Source organism: Shewanella algae (genome assembly GCF_009183365.2).
GTDB lineage: Bacteria > Pseudomonadota > Gammaproteobacteria > Enterobacterales > Shewanellaceae > Shewanella > Shewanella algae.
On record NZ_CP068230.1, the window covers coordinates 3999980 to 4021273 of the forward strand.

General features: G+C 53.4%; 14 protein-coding genes. 10 read left to right on the forward strand and 4 right to left on the reverse strand.

The genetic code is table 11. The features are described 5' to 3' along the window. The first annotated feature begins 268 nt into the window (after positions 1-268). Entirely contained in the window at positions 269-985 is a 717-nt protein-coding gene (gene arcA / locus E1N14_RS17935; protein ID WP_025008928.1) for a two-component system response regulator ArcA, read from the forward strand. Positions 986-1318: 333 nt separating this feature from the next. Here the strand turns inward: arcA and fusA are convergent, their stop codons facing one another. From fusA to E1N14_RS17950, 3 genes are all read right to left on the reverse strand, one after another. Next, positions 1319-3409: an elongation factor G gene (gene fusA, locus E1N14_RS17940; protein ID WP_025008927.1), complete on the reverse strand. Its 2091-nt coding sequence runs from the start codon at positions 3407-3409 to the stop codon at positions 1319-1321. 261 nt (positions 3410-3670) lie between these two features. Further along, on the reverse strand, positions 3671-5104 hold the full coding sequence (locus E1N14_RS17945; RefSeq protein WP_062793488.1) for a diguanylate cyclase: 1434 nt from the start codon (positions 5102-5104) through the stop codon (positions 3671-3673). 154 nt (positions 5105-5258) lie between these two features. Next, on the reverse strand, positions 5259-9812 hold the full coding sequence (locus E1N14_RS17950; protein WP_044735157.1) for an ATP-binding protein: 4554 nt from the start codon (positions 9810-9812) through the stop codon (positions 5259-5261). Between the two features lie 121 nt (positions 9813-9933). Here E1N14_RS17950 and E1N14_RS17955 point away from each other — a divergent pair, with 121 nt between their 5' ends. After that, complete coding sequence (locus E1N14_RS17955) at positions 9934-10845, forward strand: LysR family transcriptional regulator (protein ID WP_025008920.1); 912 nt, start codon at positions 9934-9936, stop codon at positions 10843-10845. Between the two features lie 196 nt (positions 10846-11041). On the opposite strand, the gene blaOXA is transcribed toward E1N14_RS17955, so the two are convergent. Then, entirely contained in the window at positions 11042-11911 is an 870-nt protein-coding gene (gene blaOXA, locus E1N14_RS17960; protein ID WP_025008919.1) for an OXA-55 family carbapenem-hydrolyzing class D beta-lactamase, read from the reverse strand. A 447-nt stretch (positions 11912-12358) separates the two neighbouring features. On the opposite strand from blaOXA, the gene E1N14_RS17965 reads away from it, so the two are divergent. The 8 genes from E1N14_RS17965 (at position 12359) to E1N14_RS18000 (ending at position 21207) form a co-directional block, all read left to right on the forward strand. Further along, positions 12359-13507, forward strand: a complete 1149-nt coding sequence (locus E1N14_RS17965; RefSeq protein WP_025008918.1) for a pyroglutamyl-peptidase I — start codon at positions 12359-12361, stop codon at positions 13505-13507. A gap of 71 nt (positions 13508-13578) precedes the next feature. Beyond that, on the forward strand, positions 13579-14148 hold the full coding sequence (locus E1N14_RS17970) for a SprT family zinc-dependent metalloprotease (RefSeq protein ID WP_037436206.1): 570 nt from the start codon (positions 13579-13581) through the stop codon (positions 14146-14148). A gap of 95 nt (positions 14149-14243) precedes the next feature. After that, on the forward strand, positions 14244-14999 hold the full coding sequence (locus tag E1N14_RS17975; RefSeq protein WP_025008916.1) for an endonuclease: 756 nt from the start codon (positions 14244-14246) through the stop codon (positions 14997-14999). Positions 15000-15017: 18 nt separating this feature from the next. Further along, positions 15018-15749 carry a 16S rRNA (uracil(1498)-N(3))-methyltransferase gene (gene rsmE, locus E1N14_RS17980; RefSeq protein ID WP_025008915.1) on the forward strand — a complete coding sequence of 244 codons (732 nt, stop codon included), beginning with the start codon at positions 15018-15020 and terminating at the stop codon, positions 15747-15749. Positions 15750-15792: 43 nt separating this feature from the next. Next, positions 15793-16752, forward strand: a complete 960-nt coding sequence (gene gshB / locus E1N14_RS17985) for a glutathione synthase (RefSeq protein ID WP_025008914.1) — start codon at positions 15793-15795, stop codon at positions 16750-16752. A gap of 7 nt (positions 16753-16759) precedes the next feature. Beyond that, complete coding sequence (locus E1N14_RS17990) at positions 16760-18076, forward strand: alkaline phosphatase (protein WP_025008913.1); 1317 nt, start codon at positions 16760-16762, stop codon at positions 18074-18076. A 124-nt stretch (positions 18077-18200) separates the two neighbouring features. Next, positions 18201-19235, forward strand: coding sequence for a class I SAM-dependent methyltransferase (locus tag E1N14_RS17995; RefSeq protein WP_025008912.1), 1035 nt, complete (start codon positions 18201-18203; stop codon positions 19233-19235). Between the two features lie 301 nt (positions 19236-19536). Further along, complete coding sequence (locus E1N14_RS18000) at positions 19537-21207, forward strand: DUF342 domain-containing protein (protein WP_025008911.1); 1671 nt, start codon at positions 19537-19539, stop codon at positions 21205-21207. The last annotated feature ends 87 nt before the right edge of the window (positions 21208-21294 follow it).

Sequence of the window (21294 nt, forward strand, 5' to 3'; positions counted from 1 at the left end):
ACCAAATGTAATCTGGTTTTAAGATGACATTTTCTGGATTTTCCATGTCTTTCAGGAACTAAATCCCGCCACTGGGAATCCTAGACAGTACAGTTCGCGCCTCTCCGGGTGGAGAGCATACTTTTTGCTAATCATGAAGTGTGTTGCCGTTTCATTTCAGTTTTGAACAGCACTTACGTGAACCCTGTGAATGTTGGCGTTTTAGAGAGTATAGCGGAGCGTCACCCGCGCTCATGGTTAGATAAACTGATTTAATTAGGTAAATAACATGCAAAACCCGCACATTCTGATCGTTGAAGATGAAGCCGTTACCCGTAACACGCTGAGAAGTATTTTCGAGGCAGAAGGTTATGTGGTAACCGAAGCCAATGATGGCGCAGAGATGCACAAAGCCTTGCAGGAAAACAAGGTGAACCTGGTGGTTATGGATATCAACCTGCCAGGTAAGAATGGTTTGCTGTTGGCGCGGGAATTGCGCGAAATCAACAATATCGGTCTCATCTTCCTTACTGGCCGTGACAACGAAGTGGACAAGATCCTTGGATTGGAGATCGGTGCCGATGATTACATCACCAAGCCGTTCAACCCTCGTGAACTGACCATTCGTGCCCGTAACCTGCTGACTCGAGTCAACAGCTCTGGCGCTGAAATTGAAGAAAAGGCTGCCGTTGAATACTATCGTTTCAATGGTTGGAGCCTGGAAATCAACAGCCGTTCTCTGGTGAGCCCACAGGGTGAATCTTACAAGCTGCCACGTAGCGAATTCCGCGCTATGCTGCACTTTGTGGAAAACCCAGGCAAGATCCTCAGCCGCGCTGAGCTGCTGATGAAAATGACCGGCCGTGAGCTCAAGCCACACGACCGTACTGTTGACGTGACTATCCGTCGTATTCGTAAGCACTTCGAAAGTGTGCCTGATACACCGGAAATCATCGCCACCATCCACGGCGAGGGCTACCGTTTCTGCGGTAACCTGGAAGACTGATAAACACGCGTTATCGGCCCTGCACAAAGCCAGCTTATCGAGCTGGCTTTTGTTTATCTGCTCACCTATTTCGGTTCCCCCAGCTACTGATATTCGCAGTGGCTTCCTCACGGCAATTCTCTGCCAATCCCAGCTCCTTTATCTCCTTTATCTTAGGTAGCTCCTTTGCCACATATGCCACTTTCGGAAACAGTTGCCATACGATTGCCCATTGATATTCATCGGCATCCGCCGAGCTGAATGCAAGTTTGATTCTGCTGGCTTCGCGGCACTAGATATTCGCCCATAAAAAAACCCGCCATCAAGGCGGGTTTTTATCAGGATAATTAATCCTTATTTCTTGGCTGCGTTACGAGCCTTGGTTTCTGCGATAACAGTCTCAGCCACGTTGGCAGGACATGGAGCATAGTGAGAAAACTCCATGGAGAACTGACCACGACCAGAAGTCATGGTACGCAGGTGACCGATGTAACCGAACATTTCTGCCAGTGGCACGTCAGCCTTAACACGTACGCCAGTCAGACCAGCTTCCTGATCCTTGATCATACCGCGACGACGGTTCAAGTCACCGATAACGTCACCAACGTGATCGTCTGGAGTGAACACGTCAACCTTCATCACAGGCTCCAGCAACTGAGGCTTGGCCTTAGGCATAGACTGACGGAATGCACCCTTGGCAGCGATTTCAAACGCGATTGCTGAGGAGTCAACTGCGTGGTAACCACCGTCGAACAGTTCAACTTCAACGTCCAGTACAGGGAAGCCAGCCAGAGGACCTTCGTTCATCATGTCTTCGAAGCCGCTTTCAACTGCTGGCCAGAATTCACGAGGTACGTTACCACCAACAACGCTGGAGGTGAACTTGAAGCCACTACCAGCTTCGCCTGGACGGATGCGGTAGTCGATCTTACCGAACTGGCCAGAACCACCAGACTGCTTCTTGTGAGTGTAGCTGTCTTCAACGGCTTGAGTGATGGTTTCACGGTAAGCTACCTGTGGAGCACCAACAGTCAGTTCAACACCGTGAGTACGCTTCAGGATGTCTACTTTGATGTCCAGGTGCAATTCACCCATACCCTTAAGGATGGTTTCACCAGTTTCTTGGTCGGTTTCAACCTGGAATGATGGATCTTCTGCAACCATCTTACCCAGAGCAACACCCAGCTTCTCAGAAGCGCCTTTGTCCTTAGGAGTTACAGCGATAGAGATCACTGGCTCAGGGAAGATCATAGGCTCAAGAGTACATTCGTGCTTAGGATCACACAGAGTGTGACCAGTCTGAACGTTCTTCATACCTACAACAGCGATGATGTCACCGGCTTGAGCAGAATCGATCTCTTTACGATCGTTAGCGTGCATCTCAACCATACGGCCGATACGCTCTGTCTTACCGGTAGCAGAGTTCAGGATAGTGTCACCTTTCTTCAGCTTACCAGAGTAGACACGGATAAAGGTCAGGGCACCGAAACGGTCATCCATGATCTTGAACGCCAGAGCGCGCAGTGGCTCATCGGCAGATACAGTAGCGACTTCACCGGTTTCTTCACCAGTTTCTGGGTCAGTCAGAGGCTGAGGCTCAACTTCAGTTGGAGATGGCAGGTAGTCAACAACTGCATCCAGAACCAGCTGCATACCCTTGTTACGGTAAGCAGAACCACAGTATGTGGGGAAGAATGACAGGTTGATGGTACCTTTACGGATACAACGCTTCAGGTCTTCGATAGAAGGCTCTTCACCTTCCATGTAGGCTTCCATCAGGTCGTCGTCCTGCTCAACGGCAGTCTCGATCAGTTGCTCACGGTATTCTTCAACCAGATCAACCATGTCTTCTGGAACTTCTTCTACAGAGTAGTTTTCTGGCAGACCAGACTCATCCCATACATAGGCTTTGCGGTTCAGTACGTCAACAACACCCTTGAACTCGTCTTCGATACCGATAGGCAGAGTCATAACCAGTGGTGTCGCAGCCAGAACGCGCTTGATTTGACCAACAACACGCAGGAAGTCGGCACCCATACGGTCCAGCTTGTTTACGAAGATGATACGGGCAACTTCAGATTCGTTAGCATAGCGCCAGTTGGTTTCGGACTGAGGCTCAACACCGCCGGAACCACAGAATACACCAACACCGCCGTCCAGAACTTTCAGAGAACGATATACTTCAACGGTGAAGTCAACGTGTCCGGGGGTATCGATGATGTTGAAGCGGTGATCTTTCCAGAAGCAACTTACCGCAGCAGACTGAATGGTAATACCGCGCTCAGCTTCCTGCTCCATGAAGTCAGTAGTGGTGGTACCGTCATGGCTGTCACCCATCTTGTGGATTTTGCCGGTCAGTTTCAGGATACGTTCTGTGGTAGTGGTTTTACCCGCGTCAACGTGAGCAAAAATACCAATGTTTCTGTATTTTGATAAGTCAGTCATGATTCAACTTCAAATGATTAGTTAATAGGAGACGGAGTATGCCACTTCAAAGCTGCGACAGACGGAACCCCATAAATAAGGCGCGTATTATAACACCGAAACCCCTATAGGCTGCAATCAGCAGTTTCAATTTTCACCAGTTTGTCATCACAGACGGGCAACAAAAATAAAATTCATTAAATTCAATATGTTGAAATTCAATATTTTCTATATTCGAGCGATTAATGCAGAAATTGATTGTATAAAAGCGCCGCTACAGCGCTAAGCTGACGAATTTGAGCTAATTTTATCGGCTCGATCGGATTCGGGATCGCAGCAGATCCTATTGCGACCTTCCGACTTGGCCCGGTACAAGGCCAAATCCGCCCGGTCAAATGCACTCCAGATCGATTCACCGGCTTTAAGTTCTGTCAGTCCAAAACTGCAACTCAGGCTAACACCGGCTGAAAAGGGATAAACCTTCATCGCCAGTGCCAGGCGTTCACATAAACGCCCCGCCTGTACACAGTCGGTATCCGGGCAGATGATCATAAACTCCTCACCACCCCAGCGTGCCACCAGATCCTGTTCACGGGCCCCATCTTTGAGCAGAGCCGCCAGTTCGCTGAGAATCGAATCTCCCACACTGTGGCCATGACGATCATTGATCTCTTTAAAAAAATCTATGTCTATTACTATCAGCGACGTGTGCCCTTGCGCCGAGTTACTGCGGTGTTCGGCGGCGAAGTGTCGGTGGAAATAGTGACGGTTATATAACTTGGTCAAAGGATCATGGGTCGAAATGAACTCCAGTTCTCTGTTGGTTTCCAGCAACTGATTGCGCAATTGTTCCAGTTGTTGATTCTTGGCTGTCAACTCGCGGTTGTATTTACTAATCCAGCGGTTACGTGCCAGCAAGGCACCGAAGATCAATGTTGCCACCGCCAACAACTGCCAGAACATTCGGTAATCTGTCTGTTCCAGCACCGCCATATTGCTCCACTGCCGGTACAGCCTGGCCCTGTGTTCATCGGAAATCTGCGCCAGTAAATGATTGAGCTCGGGTAACATCCATTTGGCATTCTCTGTTACCGCCATCCGGAACTGATCCTCTGGCCCGGCCCAACCGGCGATTTTGAGATTGAACAACCCACTCTGCTGAATGCGGGCATTGATGGAATACATAGAGCCGATAAACAGATCCGCCTCACCGCTGGAGACCATCTCCAATCCCTGCTGCTCTGTCTCGGCCAGAATAATGCGGATTTTGGGATAGTTCTGGCGCACATAATCCAGCAAGCGGTAGCCTCTGGGGATCGCCAGGCTTCTATCACCGACCTGTTCCATACTTTGCAGAAAGGGTTGCTCGCGGCGGGAAACCAACACATTGGGAGAACGGCTATAAATATCGCTGAAATATAAGAACTCAGCGCGCCTGGGAGTGTAGTTGAGCATGGGGGTGAATACACAGCGTTGCTGCTTCAAGTAGGCTAATGTCTGTTGCCAGCTTTCAGTGGGCACCAGCTGAAACTGCCAATCTGTCTGCTGATCGATAAGCTCAAGAAAGCCGGAAGAGATCCCCACGTGCTTGCCTTGGTCTATGCCTTCATAGGGCATCCAGTCGGGGTCGACACAATAGGGAATCGTGACTGCATTGACTGCGGCCGTTGCCAGTAAAAGGCTGCCAAACAATATGGGCCACAAATATCTCAGCAATCTGTAAGCTCCGGCGATTCAGGATACATTCAATATTAGTTCAAAAACATCAGCTTCTGGTCATATGCTGCGCCATCTGAAATTGAATCCAACCGTTAAGAAACAAAAGACCCACACATGGCGGGTCTTTTCGGGTTACTGACAATCAGCAGCCTCAGTCTTCCACAGGGGAGACCACAAACAGCAGATCGCCTTGAGAGACCTGTTGGCCATTGCTGTTGAGGATCCGCTCAATGCGGTATTTCTTATCCTCTGGATACAGCTCGGCACCCTTGCGGTTGAAGCCTGCCAGTGTCACCTGAGAGAACATCTTCATCGCTTCGGTCAGTGCCAGCGTTTGATCGACAGTCACTATGTCGCCTTCCTTGACGAAGTCGGCTTCGCCCGGCGCCGGAGAGGTATAGAAGATACCCGCGCCCTGAGCCAACACCTTGAGCTCGTTGGACTCACCCACACGCAGCGATTCGGTATCCACACCTTGAGTTTCGGCGGCGGCTTCCATTTCGGCGATCAGGGCTGGGATATCCAGCTCGGCCATCAGGCGCGGCAGATAGTTGGTGTCATACACGCCTTCACGGAAGGTCTCGTCGGCCAGGATCCGCTTCAGCAGCGGGATGTTGGTGGCGATCCCCTTGATGACCACCTGATCCAGATAGTCATACATCTTGGCAATCACATCGTCCCGGCTTTCACCGCGGATGATGATCTGGGCAATCAGGCTGTCGTAGTATGGCGACACTTCTTTGCCATCGGCCGCGATAGAGATGATTTCCACATCATCGCGCTCGGGCATCACGCACTCAGTGATAAGCCCCGGGTTTGGCACCAGCTGCAGTATGCCCTGGCTATCCAGAGCAGCCTTCTCGGCTGTCACCCGCACTTCCATCGCATAGCCAATTTCCTGCGGCTGCAGATCTTCAATGGAGCGACCGGCTGCCACATCGAATTGCGCGCTGACGATATCAATACCGGAAGTCGCTTCGGTTACCGGGTGCTCTACCTGCAGACGGGTATTCATCTCCATGAAGTAGACTTCGTTGGCATCCAGGTTATAGATGAACTCAACGGTACCTGCGCCCATATAGTCGGTGGCATCACCCAGAGCACGGGTGTATTCCATCACTCTCTGCTTGAGTTCTTCAGGCAGCATGGTGGAACCGGACTCTTCAATCACCTTCTGGTTGTTACGCTGCACCGAGCAGTCACGCAGACCCAGTACCTTGGTGTTGCCGAACTTGTCACGCAGCAACTGGACTTCGATGTGACGCAGTGAAGTCACATATTTTTCCAGGTACAGGTCACCATTACCAAAGGCGGCAGCCGCTTCGGTGGAGGTTTTCTGGAACAGGCCAATCATATCCTCGGGGCGCTTAACCACTTGGATACCCTTACCGCCACCACCTTGTACCGCTTTGAGCAGCACTGGGTAGCCGATTTCGTTGGCCACGTTAACCGCTTGCTCGGCGTTGGTCAGAATACCGTGAGAGCCTGGTACCACGGGCACATTCTGCGCCTGAGAGGTCTTGATGGCGTTGGACTTGTTACCCATGGTTGTCATCGAGTGCACACTTGGGCCAACAAAGTTCACGCCGTTGTTCACACACAGGGCGGCGAACTGTGGGCTTTCCGACAGGAAGCCGATACCTGGGTGCAGTGCGTCTACCTGCTCATACTCGGCCACTTTCAACACTGAGTAAGCGTTCAGGTAGGACTCGTCGGAAGTGTTACCGCCGAGACAAACCAGCTTGTCGTTTTCCTTGAGCATGTCGGCGGGAACCGAAGTCATATCAGGATCGGACGCCACCAGTACCACATTAATGCCATTGTCGTGGGCCTTGCGGATCAGTTTCACCGCAGTACAGCCTCGGGCATGTACCAGCACCTTGTCGATAGGCTTCATCAGGGCACGAGGATCGTCCTGTACTATCTCCTCACTGACCTCTTCAACTTCAACCACCAGGGTCGACAGAGCATTGGTCAGCACATCACTTATCTCGGCGCTTGGCATAGGCATCAGAGGATCTATGCTCTTGAGCTGTTCATCGAGCTGAGTGCTGAATGGGTTGTTGACCAGGCCATTCATCGCCCCGGGCACCTTGGACAGGTAGTTGGACAGAGTCGAAGTGGATGGCAGGTAAGCTGGTACCACCATCTGACCGGCAAACGGCATATTGGTACCGGACAGATAATAAGTCTGCACCAGAGGGTGAGTCACGAAGGATGCCTGGGCTCCACCGGTACAGTCACCGAAACCGAACATCAGCACAGGCAATTCGTTGTCACGCACGAAACGGGTAATACGGTCGTTCACCACGGCCATGGAGAACAGCGCAGCAGCCCCCTCTTTGGTCTGCATACCGCCGGAGCTGATAAAGCAGATCACCGGCAGCCTGCGCTTGGCACACTCAATAAGCAGCGCAGAGAACTTCTCGGCACTGGCCATATCGAAGGCACCGGCCTGGAAGGCGGTGTTGGATACAGCAACCCCGACACGCAGCGCCTTGCCGCCATGTTCAAAGTCCGCCAGACCCGTGATCAAACCACAGGGGCGAATGCCCTTGTCGAGTGCATCTTCAATAGAGAGACGGAAGCCCGGGAAGTTGAGCAGGTTGGCCGACATCTTGTCGCCATTGATCTCATCGAAGTTCTTGAAGAACTTGGCGATGATATTTTCCCAGGTCATATTGCCGGCTTTCTTCTCGTCACGCAGCACCTTCTGGATCAGCAGATCCTGGTAACCCATGGTCAAACGGTTCCAGAAGTCCTTACGACGACCGATACGCACCGGGTTAATGGCACCTGTGTACTTGCCCTTATCCTCTTCGCTGTCGAAGTATTCCGGCAGCAGACGCTCGAAGAAGTAAGTCAGGATAACGAACAGCGAATCGTTCAGCTGTGGGAAGCCCACGCTCTTCCACTGCTCTGTCTTGGTCAGCAGTTCGGCACGGTTGGACTGTGACATGAAGTACTTCAGCCACTTGTAGAACTTGCTCTTGTCGTTGGCGGTATCCTGTGTGGAAATCGCCCGGTCGATAGACTTGTGCAGCAGGCCATCAACAGACTGACGCGACAGGCTCTTGGCCATCATGGCTTCCTTGGCGATAGAGGCCAGGTTACCCACGACATTGTCGTACAGCGCGTTAAAGATCAGGATGTTGTAACACTGCCAAATGAAGTCTTCACGCAGCTCTTCATTGACCACTACATCCAGTACTGTCAGCTGGTTCAGTTCAGGCCAAGGCGCCTGAGTCACTTCTGCCGGCAGAGTTTCCAGATAGTGGATAAGCCCCTTGAAGTTGTTGGCGGCATTACTCTTCCAACGGTGATACAAAGACCAACCAATGTTGAACAGCAGCGCCTTACGGGCCTTCTTGTAGTTCTCTTTCGGCTCACCCAGGATCAGACGGGTCAGCATGTTACGCTCGGTGGAAACATCATCACGCTTGGAGATGAAGTTACTCCACAGCTTGTTGAGTTCTTCGTCGTAAACCAGCTTATCCGGGCTGGACAGCCAAGCCTGGAACACCTTCTCCTGCTCCTTCTGGATCCGGGCCAACAGATCCCCTTCGGGCACACTCACCTTGGACAAGCGACCATACTGATCCATGGAGATGGAGTGAATACGGCTACGCAGAGTCAAATAACGCAGATAACGGTAGGCGCTGCCGAACAGGTTAAGGTGCATGGTCGGGCTGATGGCAACCGACATTTCCGCGTTGGACTCCAATGCCTTGAGGCTCTTGGAAGGTTCGAGGAAACGCTTGAGGCTGCGATCATAGTGTTCGCGCAGGTCATCGGATTCTTTTACAAACTGCACTGCGGCACGTTCAATGGCTTCGATGGCGCTGATGATGGCGCGGCGCAGGTTGTGCTGACGCTCGTCGCGATCATAAGGAGAGAAATCCACAATGCCGTCGATACAACCTGAGGTATAGAGCTCTTCCGGGGACACGCCCACAGACTTGGCACACTCCTGCCATGAAAGGTTGTACTTGCGGGCGATGCTCTGCAAGCCCTGAGGCTGAATGGTGTTGAAAATACCATCACGCAGCGACAACAGTATATTGGCCGCCGCCAGTGGGATAGCACCACCCGAGTAGCCGGCGCCAATCACTATACCCAGAGTCGGCACATCGACGTTGGCACTCTCGGCAATCGCCTTGGAAATAGAATGCGCCTGGTTGTGGCTGTTGGCCACCTCACCGGCATCGGCTCCGGGGGTATCAATCAGGTAAACGATAGGCATGGACAATTCGGCAAAATGACGAATCGCCTCACAGGCCTGCAGGTGGTGCTCCGGCATCCAGGCACCGTTGGCCGTGGTGCGCTCCTGGGCGATAAAGCCGATTCGGCGGTTACGACCACCAAAGTTCAGCTCTATTTCGGCGCTGTAGAATGGGCCGTTGTGGCTCTCGGCGATCATCTTGCCTTTCAGATCGGCAATGATTCGCTTGGCACCTGGGCGGTTCTTGTCCTGGGTAGGCTGGATAACTTTGGCAACATAGCCATCCACATCCAACTGCGCCAATGACTTTAAGTTACTCTGGATGGCATCGTCATCCAACAGACCCTTTATCTCTTCAGAAAGGCTCTGTTTGCTGTGCTCTGGGAACAGCGAAAAATCCTTAGCCAAATGCTCCGCCTGCAGAAACAGGGGATCCGGAGTCTGGGCTTGAGTCGTGTTTGCGGGCTGCTTCTTGCTGGTCATCTATCGATCCTCTGCTAAGCCTCTGAAATTTTTTAGCCAATAAATATACCTTTGTTATCCCGTCAAATGCCATTAAACTGCCTTAGACGCTATGTTCCATTTTTGAGACAGTAATAAAAACATGCCAGATTTGAATGGGATGCTCCTATTTGCAGCAGTGGTCAGAGCAGAAGGCTTCTCTCAGGCGGCCCGTGAAACCGGCCTGCCAAAGTCTACCATTAGCCGAAAAATCGCCCAACTGGAACAACAGCTTGGGGTCCGTCTGCTGCAACGAAATACCCGCTCAATAAGCCTCACTCAGGTGGGCGCGCTCTTTTATCAACACTGTGACAGCATCTGCAACGAAGTGGAAGCGGCAAAGGCCACAATCGAGAATACCCATAATGATGTTTCCGGTTCATTGCGGATTGCAATCCCGGTTTCATTCAGCCAAGAGTTGATAGCCAATCTCTGCAGCGGCTTTATGCGGCTTTATCCCGGGGTCGAACTGGATGTTCAGTTTACCGATGCCGATGTGGGCTTGGTGGGCGAAGGCTATGATATCGCCATCAAGTATGGCCCGCTGCAGCCTTCGGATCTCGTCGCCAGGCTCCTGTTTGAACGTCAGCCGATTCTGGTGGCTGGCCCCGGCTATCTCAAGTCCAAAGGAACGCCGGCAACCCCAAGAGATCTGGCCCGTCACGATGGTATCTTGCTGGGTACCTCACGCTCGGCCCCCATCTGGCCGCTGGGCAAGGGGAGCCGCAAAACCATGGCCAGCTTCAGGCGCCGCACTCGAGTGAACAGTGCCATCATGGTCAAGCAACTGGCACTGGATGACTTTGGCATCGCCATGTTGTCCCATTCGGTATGCAAGAACGAGCTGGCCAGCGGCGCCCTGGTGCCGCTGCTGCAGGAGTGGCCCATAGAACCCTTCAAGGTCTATGGCGTCTATTCCTCCCGTCGACAACTGGCGACCAATATCAGTGTGTTTCTGGACTTCTTTACCAAGCGCTTCAACAGTCAGGAGTCGCTGCAATCTTTGATGATGTAGCCAATCTTTGCAGATGAAGGAAGGTGCGAATAAGTCCTCGTGGCACTCTCGTGATGTAAAGAGTGGCTTGCACAGCAATTGGCGTTCAAGGCATCTGACTGAAGGCATGCCGGGGCCTGTCGAAGTCAGATAACACAGCACACAAGTTGGCCTTCTCTGACTTATGTCTTGGCTCTCTATTCCGTGCCAGCCAGACTCAAGGCAGCAGCTGTTCCTGCTTGAGCACCTGTTTCACCAGTTGTTGGCGCAACGGTAACTGGCTGGCCGAGGCCAGATCCAGGTTAACGGCGAAATAGACAGTGTTGTCGTCCAACTCCAACCAACCGACCCACCAACCTATGGCCGGCGTACGCCGCACACCATAGCCTGTCTTGGCACGAATGATATAGTCAGTACTCGCTTCGGTCAGCATCATCTGTTTGACAATTCGCTGGCTGCGCTCGGACACAGGTAACTTGTTGTCATGCAGTTGCCTTAGAAAATCCACTTGTTGAAATGCTGTAATTCTCAGTTGGCCGTCGAGCCAGAAGCTGTCCGCTTGGCCACCGATATCCTGATTGCCATATTCCAGCTGCCGCACCATAGCTGCCATCACTTTGGGGCCTATCTCCCTGGCCAACTGCTGATATACAGGCACCACAGAGTACTTCATTGCGGTGCGAAAACTCTGGTCCCTGTTCCAGGCGGCAATTTCACGAACCTTTCCGTCCCAGCTAAAACGACTGGTTTCATCGCGCACCGCCCCGGTTTCCAACGCAATAAGGCTGGAGGGGATCTTGAAGGTGGAAGCCGGAATAAAGCCTTCGGCGGCGCGACTTAGATTGTTGGAGAGCCCCAAAGAACGCTTTTGATCCCAAAGCAGTAAACTGCCTTTAACACCGGCGGATTCGAACAGCTTGTCCCAGCGGCGTACCTCTTGCCACCCCTCGGCCGTGACCTCAGAGCCGACGTCACAGACCTTGGTCTGCTCAGCTGCCACAGCCTGCGTTTGTTGAGCCAATAAACACAGCAACATGGGCAGCAGCAAACGCTTACTCAGGCGCTTTCTGTGCAAACCTTTATTCATCTCATTCCCCTATTATTCCCGGCGGTCAAAGCAACAAGCATACAGCCCTGGGGTGAATAATGGTCTGGCAAAGCCCTGCTCAATTGTGGCAACAATCTGGCAAGGTAACAGATAGCTTTCCAGTTGCTGGCGAGTGTTGCATACTTGAGGAAGGTGCAAACAAGTCCCATGTGTGCTCTGCGTCGGCTTACAGGCCTGGATGCAAGGCGTGGTTCGCAGCAAATGGCCTTAGTCCTTTGCAAGAAGCACAACACAGCAGGCAGACCTGTAAACCACGCCCTTCGGGGCTTTCACAGCAACCGGCTCTCTGCGTTATCTGACTTCGACAGGCCCCGGCATGCCTTCCGTCAGATGCCTTGAACGCCAATTGCTGTGCAAGCCAGAGTGCCACGAGGACTTATTCGCACCTTCCCTAACTTTACAACTCTATAAGCGAAAGGAACTGCCATGTTTAAGCCCAGCCTGGCCATAGCCCTGCTGTCGGGTACTCTGGTTTCTCTGTCGGCTCAGGCCGGTGTCGAAGAGGATCGCCTGCCTGCCGCCAACGAAAAAATGCCCCAAGTCGTCCAGCGCTATCAGGCATTGACAGATGATCTGGTAACGAAATACCGTCAACATACCGATGAGCTCAAGGTTACCCAGATGGTGGCGCACCAGGGGCAACGCCTGTGGCAACAGGCGGTCAGAGATGTGCAGTCAGGTCACAACGACGACCGCTCCCTTTACTGGAGCCGGTTGCAGATGCGAGCAGAGCTGGGCAAACAGTCGCCCAAGTTCAATATCGCCTCCTGGCAAAGAGAAATACTGACCAAGGCGGTGGAAAAGTCATCCCGAGGCTTCAGCGATATTGACTTTAAGGATGATGCCAGCATCAAGATACTGCTGACCGGATTCGACCCCTTCTTTCTCGATCGCAATATAGAGCAGAGCAACCCTTCAGGTCTGGTTGCCCTGGCATTGGATGGTTACCGCTTCTCGGTTAACGGCCGCCAGGCACAGATAGAGACAGTGATGATCCCGGTACGTTTCGCCGACTTTGATGAGGGCATCATAGAGTCGCTGTTAACCCCAGTTTATCGCGACAAGAGTGTCGACATGGTGGTCACTGTCAGTATGGGGCGCAGCGACTTCGATCTGGAACGCTTTCCGGGCCGCAACCGCAGCGCCGAAGCCCCGGACAACCGCAATGTTTTTACCGGCGCCAGTAAACAGCGACCTCTGCCACCCAAGCTGGAAAACGACACCCTCAATGGTCCTGAGTTTGTCGAGTTCTCCCTGCCGGTAGCAGCCATGCAGAACGTAAACGGCCGCTGGAAAACCAACGACAACCATACTGTCAGCACCCTTTCCCGTGGCGAGTTTCAGGCAAGCAGCCTGAGCGAATTGCAAAACAGCACTTCGGTGGAGGGGTCTGGCGGCGGTTACCTGTCCAATGAGATCTCTTACCGGGCTATCCTGCTGCAAAACCAACTCGGCAGCCGCATTCCCACCGGGCATATTCATACCCCGAGAATTGCCGGTTTCGAGCCCGCTACCGAAGAAGCGATAGTCGAGCAGGTCAAAGCCATGCTGACAGCGGCGGCCAAAAGTTTATAATCCCTGATTCAACAGAGGCGCAGTTGCGCCTCTGCTTATTTGCCACCAATTCATGCCAATTTGAGTTTCTCATGCTGAGTCAGTTGTTCAGATCCCTTAAAAACGCCGGCACCTCTGAATACAACCAAGCACCTGAGCCACAGCCTGAAGTTGCCGCTAGTGAGGCGCAGCAGGCCGTGCTCGATGCAATAGAGCTTTGCTATCTCAAGGCGGAGGCCGCCCTGGGCCGAGCGCTAAAGCGCCCTTCGGTCAGCTTTGCCCTGCGAGGCCGCAGCGCCGGTACCGCTCATCCAACCGAGAACCGCTTGCGCTTCAATCCGGTGCTACTGGAGCAAAACCTGCACACCTTCACCCATGAGGTGGTTCCACACGAAATCTGTCACCTGCTCTGTTTCCAACTACATGGCAAGACCCGACCTCATGGCAAGGAGTGGCAGAGCCTGATGCGGCGGATTTATGGCCTGGCGCCGCGTACCACTCACTCGATGGATATCAGCTCGGTCAAACCCAGAACCCTGCCCTATCAATGTGGCTGCGGTGTAGTAGAGCTTAGCATTCGCCGTCATAACAAGGTCGTGCGGGGCCAGGCTAAATATCAATGCCGCCGCTGCGGCCAACTGCTTAGCCCTCAGCCATCCTGAGCCAAGTTGCCAAGCCTGGCGGCTTCTTTTACTATCTGCTGCAACAATTCCAAGTCTGGCACCTGAGGTATCGGCTGTCGGCGCCCGAAGTTATGATTTTAGGGAATAGCGTGATTTCATTGCACCTGCGGCCACTTGTGGCCCTGCCGCTGCTTTTGGCGGCCTCTTCTGTGCTGGCATCGCCCAGCCATCCAAGCAGTTTTTCCGAAGCCAAGAAACGCGCCAAGGTGATTTACAGTCAAACGCTGCCGGCAGTCAGTTTCTACTGTGGCTGCGCCATCAAAATGGAAGGCAAGAAATGGCAGCCGGATTTGGCAAGTTGCGGTTATCAGATTCGCAAACAAGAGACCCGTGCCAACCGCATCGAATGGGAGCACATAGTACCTGCCTGGGAGTTTGGCCATCAGTTACAGTGCTGGCAAAACGGCGGCCGTAAGAACTGCAGCAGCAAAGATAAGACCTTTAAGCGCATGGAGGCCGACCTGCACAATCTGGTGCCGGCCGTGGGAGAGGTCAATGGCGACAGATCCAACTTCAGGTTCAGTCAGTGGAACGCCAAGCCAAACCAATATGGCCAGTGTCAGATGACAGTCGACTTCAAGGGCCGCAAGGCAGAGCCACCGGCGCAGGCAAGAGGACGCATCGCCCGTACCTACCTCTATATGCAGCAGACCTATGGGCTCAAGATAGCCTCCAGCCAATTAAAGTTGTTCAAGGCGTGGGACAAAAGCTATCCAGTTGATACTATTGAGTGCCGGCGAGATCAGGCAATAGCCGCCTCTCAGGGCAATCACAACCCATTGGTGCAGAAAGCCTGCAACCAAAGCGGCCTCAGCGGCAGCGCAGAATAAGCCTAAGGAATACAGAGCATGAGAGTGCCGAGAATTTATCACACAGGCCCGATAACCTCAGGCCAAGTTCTGTCATTGGATGATGACGCCAGCGCCCATGTCGGCCGAGTGCTGCGCATGAGCAGCGGCGAGCAGATAAGCCTGTTCAATGGTGACGGCAAAGACTATCCGGCCACTATCGTCAGCGCCGGAAAGAAAGCCGTGGATGTACACGTGCTGTCTGCCATGGACAATCCCTCTGAGTCCCCCCTGGATATGCACCTTGGGCAAGTGATCTCCCGCGGCGATCGCATGGACTTCACCTTACAAAAATCGGTAGAGTTGGGGGTTAACACCATCACGCCACTGTTTTCAGAGCGTTGCGGCGTTAAACTCAGCGGCGACAGGTTGGAAAAGAAACTGCAGCAGTGGCAAAAAATTGTTATCAGCGCCTGTGAGCAATCCGGCCGTAGCCGGGTCCCTGAAGTGAGACCGGTAATGGAGCTGGCAGCCTGGTGCGCCGAGCCGACAACGGCACTGAAACTCAATCTGCATCCCAGAGCCGCTCACGGCATCAATGGCCTTGAACTGCCAAACAACAAGGTGCGGCTCTTGATAGGTCCGGAAGGCGGCCTGTCGGAGCAGGAAATTGCCATGACAGAAACCCAGGCATTTACCGAAGTCCTGCTCGGCCCCAGAGTACTGCGCACCGAAACCGCGGCGCTAACCGCCATTACCGCATTGCAGCTCAGATTCGGCGACCTGGGCTAACCATTTTCCGCCCTGAGGGCGCAACGAATAAAGGAAAGGCATCATGATCAAGCTCGGCATAGTGATGGACCCCATCAAGGATATCAACATCAAGAAAGACTCCAGCTTCGCCATGTTGTTGGCGGCGCAGTCCCGCGGCTATGAGCTCTTCTATATGGAGATGCAGGATCTGGCACTGCTGCAGGGTGAAGCCTGGGCCAAGATGCGGCCGCTCAAGGTTCGGGAAGATCCCACTGATTGGTACCAGTTGGGTGAAGCGACCGACACGCCGCTCAAGGAGCTGGATGTGATTCTGATGCGTAAGGACCCACCGTTCGATACCGAATATATCTACGCCACTTACATGCTGGAGCGCGCCGAAGAGGCCGGGGTATTGATAGTCAACAAGCCACAGAGCCTGCGTGATGCCAATGAAAAGCTGTTTACCGCCTGGTTCAGCCAATTTACCCCCACCACACTGGTCAGTAGCGACCCGCAGCGGTTACGCGCTTTCCATGCCCAGCATGGCGATGTGATCCTCAAGCCGCTTGACGGCATGGGCGGCACATCCATATTCAGGGTCAAGCAGGACGACCCCAACCTGGGGGTTATTATAGAAACCCTGACAGATTACGGCCAAAACTATGCCATGGCGCAGGTGTTTATTCCCGAGATCACCAAGGGTGACAAGCGTATTCTGGTCATCGACGGCGAACCTGTACCCTACTGTTTAGCGCGTATCCCCAAGAAGGGTGAAACCCGCGGTAACCTGGCGGCCGGTGGCAGCGGTGTTGCCCAGCCTCTGTCTGAAAGTGACTGGGCCATTGCCAGAGCCCTGGGCCCTGAGCTTAAAAAGCGTGGCCTGATCTTCGTCGGTCTGGATGTGATTGGGGATAAGCTCACCGAAATCAATGTCACCAGCCCAACTTGCATCAAAGAGATTGAAGCGGCTTTCGATGTCAATATCACCGGCATGCTGATGAATGCCATTGAGCAAAGACTGCAACAAAAACAACAAGGATGAGACTCTGATGAAACTGAGCCAACTCACGGGCGCATTGCTGGGGCTGTCATTGCTGCTGCCACTGGCAGCCGATGCCAATCAGTTGCCCAATCCCGCCCCTTCCAGACCACAAAATATCGTGATCATGGTCGGTGATGGCATGGGGCCGGCTTATACCAGCGCCTACCGGTATTTCAATGACAACCCGGATACCGAAGAGATAGAACAGACGGTATTTGATCGCCTGTTGGTCGGTATGGCCAGTACCTACCCCGCCAGAGTCAGTGGCTATGTCACCGACTCCGCCGCCGCGGCAACTGCGCTGGCAACCGGAGTAAAAAGCTATAACGGCGCCATCTCGGTCGACCCCCAGAAGCAGCCGATCCCGACCATAATGGAAAAGGCCAAGCAGCGGGGCATGAGCACGGGAGTGGCGGTCACTTCCCAGATAAATCACGCCACGCCGGCGGCCTTTCTGTCTCACAGCGAAAGTCGCAAAAACTATGTCGAGCTGGCCAACAAGTATCTGGAGACGGATGCCGATGTGATGCTGGGGGGCGGCCAGAAATACTTCGATCAGGAGCTGCTGGCCAAGTTTGATGCCAAGGGCTATCAAATTTTGCAGGAGTTCAGCGCGCTTGAAAGCATCAAACAGCCCAAGGTAATGGGCCTGTTTGCCGAAGTGCAACTACCCTGGGTGCTGGACGACAAGGACGGCCATCGCCTCAGCACCATGACAGGCAAGGCACTGGAGCTCTTGTCACAAAACCCCAACGGCTTTGTGTTGCTGGTTGAAGGCAGCCTGATCGACTGGGCCGGTCACAACAACGACATCGCCGCCGCCATGGCGGAGATGGATGAATTTGCCCATACCATGGAAGTGGTCGAACAGTTCGTGCGCCAAAACCCCAATACCCTGATGGTGGCCACCGCAGATCACAATACCGGTGGTCTCTCCATCGGCAGCAAGGGCAAATATGCCTGGAACCCAGAGGTGCTCAAGGGGCTGTCTGCCAGTATTGATACCCTGGCCGCCGCAGCGTTGACCGCAGAAGACTGGCAAGCGCCGCTGGCTCAAGGCCTGGGTTTTGAGCTGGAACCCGCGTTGCTTGAACAATTGACCAAGGCCAGAATGCAAGGCAAAGAGACGCTGGCCAGCGCTATCAAACAGGAAGTGGATCGCCGCTCCAACACAGGCTGGACCACTGGCGGCCATACCGGCACAGATGTGCAGGTGTTTGCCACAGGCCCGGGCGCCGAACTGTTTATCGGCAACCAGGACAACACGGATATAGCCTCCAAACTGATAAGCTTACTGCCCAAGGGGCAAAGGGCTGCTCAGTAATGCTTAACCTTGCAAAAAGCGGCCTTGGCCGCTTTTTTTATGTTTGCCGGCCATAACTCTTGCCCGCTGCCGCCACTGATTGGCTATAATGCGCGGCAGATTTTATCCTTGGAAGTCCCCAATGTTGCTGACACCGCCATCGCAATTACTGCTGCGCAACAGTGCGCTATTTGAAGGCCAAAGCCTGCTGCTGCTCAACCATGAGAGCGACAGCTGCGCCAGAGAGCTTTTGAACCTGTGCCCCAGAGTCGATGCCATGGCGCTGGATTTCAATCACTTCCAACAGCTTAAGTCGCAAGCCAAGGCCGAGCTCCATTGTTACTTTGGCCACCAGTTGCCCCATACTGACAGGTTCGAGACGGTTGTGGTCTACTACCCCAAGGCCAAGCCGCTGCTCGCTTATCTGCTGGAACTGGCGGCGCTGCACCTGCAACCGGGAGGTCAACTACTGGTCATAGGGGAAAACAAAGGCGGGATAAGGTCGTTTGCCAAACAGCAAAGCCGCTGGTTCAGCAATGCGGCCAAACTGGACAACGCCCGTCACTGCCTACTGTTTGCCGCCGAGGCCATCGCCAGCCCAACTGCGCTGGATATTGAAGCCTTTGTCAGCCATTACAGCTTGCCCACTCCCCAAGGGGACATACAAATCTGCAATATGGCCGGGGTATTCAGTGAAAAACGCCTGGATCTGGGCACTGAGCTGTTGCTGTCTCATCTGCCCAAGCTCGAGGGACGGGTACTGGACTTTGGCTGCGGCGCCGGAGTGATTGCCGCCGCCCTGCTCAAGGTTCAACCTGAGCTTAATCTGGATTGTGTCGACATCAACGCCATGGCACTGCTGTCCTGTGAGCTGACACTGAAGGCCAACGGCCTGAGCGCCAAAGTCTATCCATCCGATGGATTGAGCGCCACTCAGGGCGAGTTCGACGCCATCATCTCCAACCCGCCGTTTCACGATGGCTTGGCAGCCACCACCCATATTGCCGAAAGCTTTATCGCCGACAGCGCCAACAGGCTAAGGGACAGAGGAGTATGGCAGATAGTGGCCAATCGTCACCTGCCCTACAGCGACACAATCGCGGCCCATTTCGGTAACGTGAACGTGATTGCCGAAAACAACAAATACAAGCTTTACCGGAATATCAGTAACAAAAAGTAACGCCGGGCAATTTTGGTAACTTTTCGCTAAGAGATCAAAGATTTTTATAAGTATTCAGGGCTATTATCTTTTGAGCAACTGCTAATAATATGTTAACAACAGGCTTCGTTTTGGCGAGCTTATGTTGCTATACTCAACAGCAGTCGGGAAAATAATAATAGTACCATTCCGTACAGGAGTTGATTCAGTCGATACGCGCCTGTTGTCTCGCCATAGCATAGTTATGGCGTCAACAAACAGCTTGGTACTCGATGTTTAAACTTCGAAAAGGAAGGGTATAACTAACCTGGATAACTTTAATATGCTGGCGCCGGATCTCGTTGAACTCAGCAGCAATAAGCAATTTGCCGAGCTGAGGCTCATCCCCAAAACCCATGGCCCCGTGACCGAGGAAGCCATACGTCATCTGTTGGCCCTACCAGACTTCGCCAATCTCTGTCCGCTGGACAGTCAAATCGCCAAAGCCGTCAAGGACGTCAATAAGCTTTACGCCGAAGAAGATGGTCAGTTCGAGCAGTTCTTTCAGATAGCCGAGCGCCGTGACGGCCAGATATCACTCCAGCCCAGTAAAGATAAGATGCAAGCCGGTATGACCCTCACTGCCGCCTGGGGCGGTAAAGAGATCACCTTGCCGGACATTCTTCGCCGCCTGAAAGAAGAGAAGATCTGCATGGGACTGTCGAAAATCAAGATAGAAACCATGCTCAAACGCCTGAAGCAGAGTAAACCGGGCGAAACCATAGAAGGCACTATTGCCTGTGGCAAGGTGGCGGTGAACGGCAACCATGCCAGATTGGATCGCAAAGTGCCCCTGGCCCGTGAGCGCCTGCTGCACCCACAGGAGCGGGAGGATGGCACAGTGGACATGCGCAACCTGGGCGCAGTCATCATGGTTAATGCCGGCGATCTCTTGATGGAAAGGATCCCCGCCACTCAAGGAACCCCAGGATACAATGTCTTCGGCGAAGTATTGCCGGCCAAGCCGGGGAAAGATCTGGATATGGTGGCCGGCAAAGGTACAGAGTTCAGCGCCAAAGACAGCAACAAGCTTATCGCCACGGTTGCCGGTCAGCCGGTGGAAGTCCGCAACGGCATGCAGGTAGATGATGTATTGCAGATAAAAGATGTGGACGTGGGCTACGGCAATGTCGACTTCAAGGGCAGTATCCTTATCAGTGGCGACGTCCACGAGGGGATGCAGGTCAAGAGCAGTGGCGATATCACTGTAATGGGTTTTGTCGACTCGGCATCCTTGATGGCCGAAGGGGATGTAACCGTCAGCAAGGGCATCATAGGCAGGCAGATCCGCGCCAATGAGTTGTCGACCCAAATCAGAGCCAAGGGGCAGATATCGGCCCAGTTTGTGCAATATTCCGATCTCCAATGCCAGGGCGATATCCTGGTGACCAAGCAGCTGCTGCACAGCAATAGCCGTACCGACAGTAAACTCACAGTCAGCGACGCCAACGGCCGCCGCGGAGATCTGGTGGGAGGAATTGCCAAGGCGGAAAAAGGCATCAAGGCCGTCGCCATAGGCGCTACAGCGGATACCAAGACAGATCTCTTCTGCGCCATGCGTTTGGGAGAGTACCGCCAAAACCTCAAAGATCTGGAAGAAAGTGTCCGGATTTTGGTGGTAGCCGGTTTGGATATGGAAGCCAGACTGAGAAAACTGCCACCCAAGAGCGAATGGCAGGCAGATCCGGCCATGGTCGAGCAGGTCAAAATGATGCTGGAAGAGAAACACCGCGTCGATGATGAGCGAGTGCGGGAAGAAACCGAACTCGAGCTGCTGAAGGCGGAAACCGAAGGCTACTATCGCCATTACTTTGTCGAAGCCCTGAAGCATATCTACTCCAATGTGGAAATTCACATAGGCCCGGCGCAACAGCGCACCCAGAGGGAACATGGCCCCTGTGTGGTTCAAAACCAAAACGGAGAAGTCCATTTCGACTACAGCAGTCGCGGCTGATATTAAACCGGGCCTCGGTTCGGCGCGGGATAATTAATCGCAACGCCAGGCCGTTGTGATATGGTGTTGGGGACAGCTTATTCCTGG

What these genes read in the sequence shown, in the direction of transcription:
- arcA (WP_025008928.1), top strand. Translation starts at nt 269, where the DNA reads ATGCAAAACCCGCACATTCTGATCGTTGAAGATGAAGCCGTTACCCGT.
- gshB (WP_025008914.1), top strand. Translation starts at nt 15,793, where the DNA reads ATGATCAAGCTCGGCATAGTGATGGACCCCATCAAGGATATCAACATC.
- E1N14_RS17990 (WP_025008913.1), top strand. Translation starts at nt 16,760, where the DNA reads ATGAAACTGAGCCAACTCACGGGCGCATTGCTGGGGCTGTCATTGCTG.
- E1N14_RS18000 (WP_025008911.1), top strand. Translation starts at nt 19,537, where the DNA reads ATGCTGGCGCCGGATCTCGTTGAACTCAGCAGCAATAAGCAATTTGCC.
- E1N14_RS17955 (WP_025008920.1), top strand. Translation starts at nt 9,934, where the DNA reads ATGCCAGATTTGAATGGGATGCTCCTATTTGCAGCAGTGGTCAGAGCA.
- blaOXA (WP_025008919.1), bottom strand. Translation starts at nt 11,911, where the DNA reads ATGAATAAAGGTTTGCACAGAAAGCGCCTGAGTAAGCGTTTGCTGCTG.
- E1N14_RS17970 (WP_037436206.1), top strand. Translation starts at nt 13,579, where the DNA reads ATGCTGAGTCAGTTGTTCAGATCCCTTAAAAACGCCGGCACCTCTGAA.
- rsmE (WP_025008915.1), top strand. Translation starts at nt 15,018, where the DNA reads ATGAGAGTGCCGAGAATTTATCACACAGGCCCGATAACCTCAGGCCAA.
- E1N14_RS17965 (WP_025008918.1), top strand. Translation starts at nt 12,359, where the DNA reads ATGTTTAAGCCCAGCCTGGCCATAGCCCTGCTGTCGGGTACTCTGGTT.
- E1N14_RS17950 (WP_044735157.1), bottom strand. Translation starts at nt 9,812, where the DNA reads ATGACCAGCAAGAAGCAGCCCGCAAACACGACTCAAGCCCAGACTCCG.
- fusA (WP_025008927.1), bottom strand. Translation starts at nt 3,409, where the DNA reads ATGACTGACTTATCAAAATACAGAAACATTGGTATTTTTGCTCACGTT.